The sequence below is a fragment of the Pyramidobacter sp. CG50-2 genome (assembly GCF_003612005.1).
Taxonomy (GTDB): domain Bacteria; phylum Synergistota; class Synergistia; order Synergistales; family Dethiosulfovibrionaceae; genus Pyramidobacter.
In genome coordinates this window covers 1-9,865 of record NZ_RAWT01000070.1, presented here as the reverse complement: position 1 = coordinate 9,865, position 9,865 = coordinate 1, and the positions used below count along the sequence as shown (strand labels likewise).

Sequence of the window (9,865 nt, the reverse complement as noted above, 5' to 3'; positions counted from 1 at the left end):
CAGTTTGGCTTCGATCTTCTTGTTGCGATTCTTTTTCCGCGCTGCTTCGATTTCCGCCTGCTGTTCCGATGTGATCTCGTATTTTACGGGCATTCTCCATCACCTCGGGTGCATTATAACTGAGGTACGGGAAGTTTGGCTATACTATAAAGAAGTAGTATTAGTCGTTTGCTGAGGGCTGCTCCATGGGCTTCATCTGCGAAGGATCCATGGGCGGCAGGATGACGGGCGTGGGCAGGTTGGCCAGCGACACGAGCTGGCTGATCATGGCGCGCACATAGGGCAGCAGCATGGTCATGCCGTTGTCCTTGAGGATCGCCTCGCGGTCGGCGCCTTCGGCGTCGATGAAGAACACGCCGGTAACGTCGGCGATGATCTCGAATGGATAGTTGTTGTTCTCGGCGTCGTCGAACACGGTGACGCGGATGTTGAGGAACGTCGGCTCCTTGGGCGTGGCGCTCATGCGCACGCGCTGATCCAGTTTGATGGAAAGGGGGAGGTTCTCGTCCTTCTTGGGCTGAAAGTGGTGATTCATGTCGAACTGCAGGCTCTCGGCGCGAAAATCGGCAAGGCGGATCTCGTTCATAAACACAGGCTCCTTTAGGGGAAAAGTTTAGGATGGAAAATGGTGCGCGGCATGCTGCCGCTCATTATAACACGGATCGCTCAAAATCCAAGGGAGACCGTTTAAGGCGAAAGGGGAGCAATGCGGGGAGAAGGCTCGAAAGTCGGCCCGTGTCGGGCGAAGGGAGCGACGGACGGAATCTCCGAAAAGGAAGTGTCTTATTTGTTATGACCGGAAAAGCCAGCCAATCGACGCTGATGGATGTATAAAACGCACAAATCAAGAATGTGATTTCGAGCGCTTTATCTAGAAATGTTATAGTCCTCTTGCGGGAAAGAAAAATTTGGTTATAATGAACCCAGAACATCAAAAGAAGGAGGTGCGGCTTATGGGCAAACTCGCAGGCAAGAAATTGATCCTTCTCGGCGAGCGCGACGGTGTACCTGCGCCTGCTATGAAGGCTTGCTTTGAGAACAGTGGAGCCGAAGTCGTCTTCGAAGCAACGGAGTGCTTCGTCTGAACGGCTGCCGGAGCCATGGACTTGCAGAACCAGCAGCGCGTCAAGGATTGCGCTGAGAAGTACGGTGCTGAGAACTGCGTGGTCATTTTCGGTTCGTCCGACGCCGAAGGCGCCGAGATTTACGCCGAAACCGTGACCAACGGAGATCCCACCTTTGCAGGTCCCCTGGCCGGCGTCCCGTTGGGACTCGCCGTTTATGACATCTTCGATGAAGAGATTCGTGCTGAAGCTGATCCCAAGGCGTGGGAGGAGCAGATTTCCATGATGGAGATGGTGCTCGATCCCGAGGCGCTCGCCGCTGCCGTCAAAGGCATCCGCGATCAGTATTCCAAGTACAAGCTGTAATAAGAGCCTGTCAAACAAGCCGGTCCATGGACGAACGTTCATGGACCGGCTTGCTGTTTCGACAAGACCGAGGGGCTCGGCTGTTTTGTACTGGATTTTCGCAAAAAATGCCAAGGTTCCTCTGGTCTTTTTTTATAGCGCTCAAAGCGCGCTGAAAACTGATGGAATTGTGCGGTGACGTATTTTGGGCGGCATCGCGCGTTTTGCGTTTTTCCCCAGAGGGGCTGGGGACGGTTCGGCGTTTCGATCGGGAAACGGCATAAACTACCGTGCCTTGCCGAGGTAGGCCGCCTTGATGGCGGGGTCGTTGAGCAGGTCGCTACCCTTGCCCTGGACGCCGAGCGAGCCGGTCTCGAGGACGAAGGCGTAGTCGGCGATCTTCAGCGCGACGTGGGCGTTCTGTTCGACGAGCAGGATGGTGATGCCTTCGCGGTGCAGCGTCTCGATGATCTTGAAGATGTCACGGATGACGATCGGGGCGAGTCCCAGCGAGGGTTCGTCCATCATCAGCAGTTTGGGGCGCATCATCAGCGCGCGGCCGACGGCCAGCATTTGCTGTTCGCCGCCGGAGAGCGTTCCCGCCATCTGCCACGAACGCTCCTCGAGGCGGGGGAAGAGTTCGTACACGTGTTCGAGGTCGGCCGTCAGGTCGTCGCTGCGCAGGTAAGCGCCGATCCGCAGGTTTTCCTGCACGGTAAGATTGGGGAAGACGCGCCGCCCTTCGGGAACCATGCAGATGCCCTGCGACACGATCGCCTGCGGATCCTGCCCGCTGATGACGTTGCCGTCGTAGGTGATCGTCCCTTCCTTGATCGGCACGATCCCGCTGATGGCGCGCAGCGTGGTGGATTTGCCGGCGCCGTTGGCGCCGATGAGGGTGACGATCTGGCCTTTTTCGACGGAGAAGGACACGCCTTTCAGCGCTTCGATGCCGCCGTAGCTGACCTTCAGATCCATGATCTTGAGCAGGCTCATTCTTCGTCACCTCCCAGATAGGCTTTGATGACAACGGGGTCGTTCTGAACTTGCGCGGGCGTGCCTTCGGCGATCTGGCGCCCGAATTCGATCACGTAGATGCGGTCGGAGATGTTCATGACGAGGTCCATGTGGTGTTCAATGATGAAAACGGTCAGGTCGAAATCTTTCTTGATCTGTTTGATGAACTGCCCCAGCGCCAGCGTTTCCTGAGGATTCATGCCGGCCGCCGGTTCGTCGAGCAGCAGCAGCGTAGGGTCGGTCGCCAGCGCGCGGACGATCTCGAGCACGCGCTGTTTGCCGTAGGGCAGGCTGACGGCCATTTCGTCGCGCTCGTCGGCCAGGCCGACGATATCGAGCAGTTCCAGCGAGCGCTCGCGCATCATCGCTTCTTCCCGGCCGTTGAGGTGCAGCGTCGCGGTGATGAAATTGCTGGTGCGGCGCAGGTGGCGCGCCGTGAGCACGTTCTCGAACACGGTCATGCCCGAAAACAGGCGGATGTTCTGGAACGTGCGGGCGATGCCGAGCTTGGTGATCTGATCGGGCGTGGGGCGCAGCACGCCCGTTTTGTAGCGGTCGGCGTTAGTCCCCGCGTAAAGGGTTTTCATCTTGCCGGAAGGGTGGTTGCGCACGATCGGGGTGCCGTGGAAGGAGATCTCGCCGTTCGTGGGCGCGTAAATGCCCGTGACGGCGTTGAAGGCCGTGGTCTTGCCGGCGCCGTTGGGGCCGATCAGGGCGACGATCTCTCTTTCGTTGACGTCCATCGTCAGGTCGTTGACGGCGACGACGCCGCCGAACTGCATGGTGAGGTGGTCGAGATGCAGCACGTTCTTCGGGTTACTCATGGGGCGCCGCCTCCTTCGTTCTGCGCCGCCTGAACAGATCGGGCAGTTCCTTGGTGCCCATGATGCCGCGGCTGAAGAACAGCACGACGATCATGATGATGATCGAAAACACGACGAGACGGAACCCGTTGCGCAGCAGAGGCACCTCGAAGCCGTTGACGATCTGCTTCTCGTCGAGGAAGCGCAGCCACCACTCGGAGCAGGCCACGAACAGGAACGAGCTCAGGCACGACCCCGTCACCGAGCCGACGCCGCCGATGACGACGATCAGCAGGATCTCGTAGGTCATGGCCGCCGTGAAGCTCTTGGCCTGCACCGACGTCTGATACATGGCCAGCATGGCGCCGGAAATGCCCGTGAAGAACGAAGAAACGCAGAACGCCAGCTGCTTGTGCCGGGCCAGATTGATGCCCATGGCTTCGGCGGCGATCTCGTTATCTTTGATGGAACGCAGCGCGCGTCCGTAGGTGGAGTTGATCAACATCACCAGCAGCGCGATACAGAAGCCTGAAATCAACATCGGCACGGTCGTCGCCAGATAGACCGACACGGAACCGTCGGCGTTGAGGATATTGAAGTCGGTGAAGATCGTGAACAGCCTCAGCATGTTCGAGCCGTTCGTCAGCGGCCCCAGCTGGTTCCACTGGAAAATTGCGCGGATGATCTCGGCGAAGCCCAGCGTGGCGATGGCAAGATAATCGCTCTTCAGCCGCAGCACCGGCAGACCGATCAGCCAAGCGAACGCTGCGGCGACGAGGCCGCCGAGGAACATGGCGACGAACCACGGCAGCGTGAACTGGACGATGCCGCCGCCGAAATATTGATATACGATGGGGCGGGAGACGACGGGGATCGTGAAGATGCAATATACGTAAGCGCCGATCAGCATAAACCCGGCCTGTCCGAGCGAGAAGATGCCCGTGAAGCCGTTGAGCAGGTTCATCGCCACGGCGACGAGCGCGTAGACGGCCCCTTTCTTCAGGACCGTAAAGAGCATCGACCGCGGCGGCAGGCACTGCTCCGCTACGAACACGGCGATATAGATCGCCACGATGATGAGTACGCTGATGACGTTGGCTGTGCGTTGTTGTCTTTTGTCGATCATGGCCGTCACCTATACCTTGTCCGTATGTTCTTCGCCGAACAGGCCGGTGGGCTTGACGAGAAGAATGACGATCAGCAGCGCGAACGTGAAGGCGTCGGAGAACGTGGCCAGTCCCAGCGGTTTTGCGATAAAGCCGAGTCGGAACAGAATAACGTCCAGTCCTTTGATAAGATTCTCGCAGATGCCGATGATGAAAGCCCCGATGACCGCTCCGGGAATGGAGCCGATGCCGCCGAACACCGCCGCGACGAAGGCTTTCAGGCCGGGCATGGCGCCGGAAGTCTGAATGACCGTCGAATAGTTCGTGAAATACAGCACCGAGCCGACCGCCGCCAGGAAAGAGCCGATGACGAACGTCGCCGAAATGACCCGGTCGATCTTGATGCCCATCAGAAGGCTCGTCTCGAAGTCCTTGCTGACCGCGCGCATCGCCATGCCCAGCTTGGTGCGGTTGATCAGCATGACGAGGATGCCCGCCAGGAGCAGCGTCAGAAACGGCGTGATGATCGTGACCATCGTAGTGGTCGCGCCGCTGATGCGGACCGAATCCGAGATGAAAGGAATCTTTGGATAGAACTGGTTCAGGCCGCCCGTGACGTAGAGCACGAGGTTCTGAAGCGTGTAGCTCACGCCGATGGCCGAAATCATAACGCTCATCCTGGGCGCCGCGCGCAGAGGTTTGTAGGCGATGCGCTCGATGAAGAAGCCGATCAGCGACGTCAGGATCAGCACGACGGGCACCGAGACGTAGAGCGGCGCCGCAGCCGAGATATAGACCATCAGGATACCGGCCACCATGAACACGTCGCCGTGGGCGAAGTTGATGAGACGCAGGATGCCGTACACCATCGTGTAGCCGATGGCGATCAGCGCATACTGCCCCCCCACCGAAATGCCCGACAGCAGATAGGGAAAAACGGTTTTCCACATGAGGAGAACGACTCCCTTTCAGATTAGATTTCAACGCGGAAGGCGCGGCGGGGAAGAACCTGACAGCCTCGCCGCGCCCTCGTTCGCAATCGGAAAAACAACGCCTTCTTTTCTTTTTCTGAAAATATTACAAAGCGTTTTTGACGCCGCTTACTTTACGCCGCCCACATGATGCTCGGCCAGGAAGTCCCACTGGCCGGTCTCGGGATTGACGGTTTTGAGGAACGCCGAGTCGCGGATGGCGTCGCCGTTTTTGTCGAAGGAGATCATGCCGCTGACGCCCTTATACTTGACGCCCCACAGCGCCTTGTTCACGTCTCTGGGATCGGGGGAAGCGGAAGCCTTGAGCGCCTCGAGCGCCACATAATACGCGTCGTAGCCCATCACTGAAATCGCGGCGATCATGTCGTTGCCGCCGTTGTTCGTCATCGCTTCGGAATCGTCGTGCAACCACTGCTTGAATCCCTCGTCGAACTTGGGCGAGCCGCCCTCCTGGTAGAAGGTGGAGACGACCAGCTTGACCTTGGCGTCCTTGGCCGCTTCGGCCGTCTTGTTGCTGTCGAGCGTGTCGCCGCCGAGGATCGGGAACGTCGCACCCTGAGCGCCGGCCTGGGCGAGGATCTGCGTCGAATAGGCGAGCGAAGTGGGGCAGAAGAACACGTCCGCGCCGTACATCTTCGCGTTGGTCAGATAGGATGTGAAGTCCGAGTTGCCCGTGGGGAACGTGTCGGTAATCACCTTGCCGCCCAGCTTTTCGAAAGTCATCTTGAAATAGTGGCACAGGCCGACGTCGTAGTCGTTGCCCAGTTCGCCGAGGCAGTACGCCGTGCGCGCGCCAAGCTCGTTGTAGGCGTAGTCGGCGAGCACCGTTCCCTGGAACGGATCGAGGAAGCAGACGCGGAAATAGTGCGTGTTGCCCGCCGTCACCTGCGGGTTGGTGCAGCCGATGCCGATGGCGGGAACGCCGCCGTCGGCGAAGTAACGGGAACCGGCGATGGAAACGGCCGAACCGTAGGAACCGAGCACCACGGAAACGCCGGAACTGACCAGCTTCTGGGCCGCCGAAGGCGCCTTGTCGGGCGAGGAGCCGTTATCGGCGTAAATCAACTCGATCTTGTACGTCTCGCCGTTGATTTTCACCGTCGGCGTCTCACGGAGGCCGAACTGGGCCCCCAGAGCCTCCTGCTTTCCGCCCGCGCCGCTGTCGCCGGACGCCGGCTCGAAAATGCCGATGCGCACCACTTTCTCGGCGGCAAACGCCGCCGAGGCCGTCATGCAGAGCGTCAATGCAACCGCCAAAAACTTTTTCATCGCTGCATTCTCCTTTCGATATGTCTTGACTGCAACGAGCCTGAAACGCTTTGGGTACATCGGGCGTTCAGGCGGGAAAAACCTTCTCGCCGCAAAACGTTCCGGTGCCTCCGCCCTTTTCGGCGGCTTCGCGCGGCGAACGTGGGTTTTCGATACAAAGCACGGCGAGGACGAAAAATATCCTCGCCGCGCCCTCGATCATTGCTGAAATTTCAAACGGAAGCTCGCGTTATTTCGAAATCTTGTGCTCGGCCAGGAAGTCCCAGTCGCCCGTCTCGAAGTTGACGGTCTTGAGGAACGCCGAGTCGCGGATGGCGTCGCCGTTTTTGTCGAAGGAGATCATGCCGCTGACGCCCTTATACTTGACGCCCCACAACGCCTTGTTCACGTCTCTGGGATCGGGCGAGGCGGAAGCCTTGAGCGCTTCGAGCGCCGTGTAGTACGCGTCGTAGCCCATCACGGAAATGGCGGAAATCATGTCGTTGCCGCCGTTGTTCGTCATCGCTTCCTTATCGTCGTGCAGCCACTGTTTGAAATCTTTGTCGAACTTGGGCGAGCCGCCCTCCTGGTAGAAGGTGGAGACGATCAGCTTGACCCTGGCGTTCTTGGCCGCTTCGGCCGTCTTGTTGCTGTCGAGCGTGTCGCTGCCGAGGATCGGGAACGTCGCGCCTTGAGCGCCGGCCTGGGCGATGATCTGCGTCGAGTAAGCCAGCGACGTGGGGCAGAAGAACACGTCCGCGCCGTACATGTTGGCGTTCGTCAGATAAGACGTGAAGTCCGAGTTGCCCGTGGGGAACGTGTCGGTGACGACCTTGCCGCCCAGCTCCTCGAAAGCGAGCTTGAAGTAGTGGCACAGGCCGACGTCGTAGTCGTTGCCCAGTTCACCGAGGCAGTACGCCGTGCGCGCGCCGAGGGCCTTGTAAGCGTAGTTGGCGAGCACCGTTCCCTGGAACGGATCGAGGAAGCAGACGCGGAAATAGTGCGTGTTGCCCGCCGTCACCTGCGGGTTGGTGCAGGAAACGCCGATGGCGGGGATCCCCGCGTCGGCAAAGTAGCGGGAGCCGGCGATGGAAACGGCCGAACCGTAGGAGCCGAGCACCACGGAAACGCCCGCGCTGACCAGCTTCTGGGCCGCCGAAGGCGCCTTGTCGGGCGAAGAGCCGTTGTCGGCGTAAACCAGCTCGACGTCGTACGTCTCGCCGTTGATCACGACCGTCGGCGTTTCGTGAAAGCCGAACTGCGACCCCAGGGTTTCCTGTTTGCCGCCCGCGCCGCTGTCGCCGGACGCCGGCTGGAAAATGCCGATACGGACGACCTTATTCGCCGCCAGGGCCGTTGAAGCCATCATGCAGAAAGCTACCGCAAAAGCGCAAAATTTCCTCATTACTTTATTTCTCCTTTCGTGTATTATGTGGATAACGACGCTTAAAAGATTATAAGTTATTGAATAGAGGTTTTCAAGTAGAAAAACAGAAAATACAAATTATCCACGCGAAATATATTATCGACAGTCGGATTATTTGGCTCCGTCCCCGCGGTACGAAGAAAGCGCCCCCGTGTTCGGCTTTTTGATCAAGAAGCGGTATCAGTCCGGTTCCTGCACGTCCCATCGGACTCGCAGGCAGCAGATCAGCAGCGTCGCCGCGCTCAGCGCCCAGGTGATGGGATAGGCGGCGTAGAGCAGGCGGATGTCGTGATTGATGCGCAGCGCGACCGACAGATAGCCGACGCGGATCAGACACCAGCACACCAGCATGACCAGCATCGGTACGACGGCCTTGCCCAAACCGCGCAGGATGCCCGCCATGCAATGAGACATCGCCGGCAGAAAATAGAAGGGAGCGGCGATGCGCGACTGTGCGACGCCGAACGCGACGACCTCCGGCTCGGCGCCGAAAGCCATCATCAGCGGGCGGATGTTGAAGAGGATCAGCAGCGCCAGCAGCTCCGCCATGATCGCTCCGGCGCAGAGCGCGAAGACGGCGCCGCGGCGTGCCCGCTCATGCTGGCACGCTCCCATGTTTTGACCGATAAAGGTCGTGATCGACAGGGCAAAACTGGAAATGGGCAGGAAAGCGAATCCCTCCAGTTTCAGAAACGTGCCGCTGCCGGCCATGGCCATGGCGCCGAAAGAGTTGATGTGCGACTGGACGACCATGTTGGCAAAAGAGATGATGGAGTTTTGCAGCCCCGAGGGGACGCCCATGCGCAGGATCTGTTTCAGCATCGGCCAGTCGGGGCGCAGATCGCGCCATAACACGCGCGCCTCGCCGCCGTGACGGCTCAGGTGATAAAACCCCAGCGCGGCGCTGGCCGCCTGCGAGATCACCGTGGCAACCGCCACTCCGGCCACGCCCCAGCGGAAAACGACCACGAAAACCAGGTCCAGCGCCACGTTGACCAGCGAGGAGAAAATCAGGTAATACAGCGGATGCCGGCTGTCGCCGACCGCCTGGAGGATGCCGTTGACGCAGTTGTAGAGCACCACGGAAAGCAAGCCGCCGAAATAGATGCGGAAGTAGGTCAGCGAATTGGGCAGCACGGTCTCCGGCGTGCCCATCAGCCTGAGGATGACGGGCGAGAAGACGACGCCGAGCGCCGACAGCAGATCGCCCCCCAGGAGCGCGAAGAATGCCGTGGTGTGCACGGAAATGCGCAGCCGTTCGGCATCGCGTGCGCCGTAATAGCGGGCGATGATCACGCCGGCGCCAACGAATACGCCCTGCAGGAAGCCGATCAGCAGAAAGGCCATGTGTCCCGACGAAGCGACGGCGGCGAGGGCGTCGCTGCCGATGAAGTTGCCGACCACCAGCGAATCGACCGTGTTGTACATCTGCTGGAACAGGTTGCCGAGAAAAAGCGGCAGCGCGAACGTGAGCAGCGTTTTGGCGATGGGGCCCTGCGTGAGCAGCGCGGATTGATCTCTCATAGACGAAGCCTTCTCTCACGGATTTGGTTTTTATTTTATCAGAAAGGCAGGAAAATTTTGCCTTTTTGCGTTTTCTCGTCCGAAGCTATCGCCTTGCCTTTCCGGAACCGAACGGAAATTGCCCGGGAGCGGGATGGCGGATGTTTTATATTTTCATGGAAGGTGGTATATCCTTTTGACAGACGGAGTAAAATGATGTATTGTTACTTTGTTTAAAAGCGCGTTGCTGATGTTTTTACTATATAAACTGACAGTTCTAAAATGAAAGGGCAGGTAGATATCAATGGACAAGAACAGCGACAAGTACATCCGGGACGTTGACGCCGAGATCGCCGACATC

10 protein-coding genes are annotated in these 9,865 nt (G+C 59.0%); 2 read left to right on the top strand and 8 right to left on the bottom strand.

All coding sequences use genetic code 11. The features are described 5' to 3' along the window. Nucleotides 1–160 precede the first annotated feature (160 nt). Nucleotides 161–586, bottom strand: coding sequence for a protein-export chaperone SecB (locus tag D7D26_RS11210; RefSeq protein ID WP_078015560.1), 426 nt, complete (start codon nt 584–586; stop codon nt 161–163). 367 nt (nt 587–953) lie between these two features. Between D7D26_RS11210 and grdA the strand changes: the two genes are divergently transcribed. Then, entirely contained in the window at nt 954–1,430 is a 477-nt protein-coding gene (gene grdA / locus D7D26_RS11205) for a glycine/sarcosine/betaine reductase complex selenoprotein A (protein WP_078015561.1), read from the top strand. Nucleotides 1,431–1,694: 264 nt separating this feature from the next. Here grdA and D7D26_RS11200 read toward each other — a convergent pair whose 3' ends face one another. From D7D26_RS11200 to D7D26_RS11180, 5 genes are all read right to left on the bottom strand, one after another. Then, nucleotides 1,695–2,405: an ABC transporter ATP-binding protein gene (locus tag D7D26_RS11200; RefSeq protein ID WP_233543557.1), complete on the bottom strand. Its 711-nt coding sequence runs from the start codon at nt 2,403–2,405 to the stop codon at nt 1,695–1,697. After that, complete coding sequence (locus D7D26_RS11195; protein WP_078015562.1) at nt 2,402–3,250, bottom strand: ABC transporter ATP-binding protein; 849 nt, start codon at nt 3,248–3,250, stop codon at nt 2,402–2,404. The genes D7D26_RS11200 and D7D26_RS11195 overlap by 4 nt, the downstream gene beginning before the upstream one ends. Continuing rightward, nucleotides 3,243–4,355: a branched-chain amino acid ABC transporter permease gene (locus D7D26_RS11190; protein ID WP_078015563.1), complete on the bottom strand. Its 1,113-nt coding sequence runs from the start codon at nt 4,353–4,355 to the stop codon at nt 3,243–3,245. The genes D7D26_RS11195 and D7D26_RS11190 overlap by 8 nt, the downstream gene beginning before the upstream one ends. A gap of 9 nt (nt 4,356–4,364) precedes the next feature. After that, nucleotides 4,365–5,285 (bottom strand): branched-chain amino acid ABC transporter permease, encoded by a 921-nt coding sequence (locus tag D7D26_RS11185; RefSeq protein WP_078015564.1) that lies wholly within the window; start codon nt 5,283–5,285, stop codon nt 4,365–4,367. Between the two features lie 150 nt (nt 5,286–5,435). After that, nucleotides 5,436–6,596 carry an ABC transporter substrate-binding protein gene (locus tag D7D26_RS11180; protein WP_120373099.1) on the bottom strand — a complete coding sequence of 387 codons (1,161 nt, stop codon included), beginning with the start codon at nt 6,594–6,596 and terminating at the stop codon, nt 5,436–5,438. On the opposite strand from D7D26_RS11180, the gene D7D26_RS12185 reads away from it, so the two are divergent. Further along, complete coding sequence (locus tag D7D26_RS12185; RefSeq protein WP_147413076.1) at nt 6,559–6,804, top strand: hypothetical protein; 246 nt, start codon at nt 6,559–6,561, stop codon at nt 6,802–6,804. The two genes, D7D26_RS11180 and D7D26_RS12185, sit on opposite strands and share 38 nt — an antisense overlap. Before the next feature lie 21 nt (nt 6,805–6,825). Here D7D26_RS12185 and D7D26_RS11175 read toward each other — a convergent pair whose 3' ends face one another. Together D7D26_RS11175 and D7D26_RS11170 are read right to left on the bottom strand one after the other, a co-directional pair. After that, nucleotides 6,826–7,941, bottom strand: coding sequence for an ABC transporter substrate-binding protein (locus D7D26_RS11175; protein WP_233543556.1), 1,116 nt, complete (start codon nt 7,939–7,941; stop codon nt 6,826–6,828). A gap of 240 nt (nt 7,942–8,181) precedes the next feature. Beyond that, nucleotides 8,182–9,525: an MATE family efflux transporter gene (locus tag D7D26_RS11170; protein WP_120373097.1), complete on the bottom strand. Its 1,344-nt coding sequence runs from the start codon at nt 9,523–9,525 to the stop codon at nt 8,182–8,184. Nucleotides 9,526–9,865 lie beyond the last annotated feature (340 nt).

What these genes read in the sequence shown, in the direction of transcription:
- D7D26_RS11175 (WP_233543556.1), bottom strand. Translation starts at nt 7,941, where the DNA reads ATGGCTTCAACGGCCCTGGCGGCGAATAAGGTCGTCCGTATCGGCATT.
- D7D26_RS11190 (WP_078015563.1), bottom strand. Translation starts at nt 4,355, where the DNA reads ATGATCGACAAAAGACAACAACGCACAGCCAACGTCATCAGCGTACTC.
- D7D26_RS11195 (WP_078015562.1), bottom strand. Translation starts at nt 3,250, where the DNA reads ATGAGTAACCCGAAGAACGTGCTGCATCTCGACCACCTCACCATGCAG.
- D7D26_RS12185 (WP_147413076.1), top strand. Translation starts at nt 6,559, where the DNA reads ATGCAGAGCGTCAATGCAACCGCCAAAAACTTTTTCATCGCTGCATTC.
- D7D26_RS11185 (WP_078015564.1), bottom strand. Translation starts at nt 5,285, where the DNA reads ATGTGGAAAACCGTTTTTCCCTATCTGCTGTCGGGCATTTCGGTGGGG.
- D7D26_RS11200 (WP_233543557.1), bottom strand. Translation starts at nt 2,405, where the DNA reads ATGAGCCTGCTCAAGATCATGGATCTGAAGGTCAGCTACGGCGGCATC.
- D7D26_RS11170 (WP_120373097.1), bottom strand. Translation starts at nt 9,525, where the DNA reads ATGAGAGATCAATCCGCGCTGCTCACGCAGGGCCCCATCGCCAAAACG.
- D7D26_RS11210 (WP_078015560.1), bottom strand. Translation starts at nt 586, where the DNA reads ATGAACGAGATCCGCCTTGCCGATTTTCGCGCCGAGAGCCTGCAGTTC.
- D7D26_RS11180 (WP_120373099.1), bottom strand. Translation starts at nt 6,596, where the DNA reads ATGAAAAAGTTTTTGGCGGTTGCATTGACGCTCTGCATGACGGCCTCG.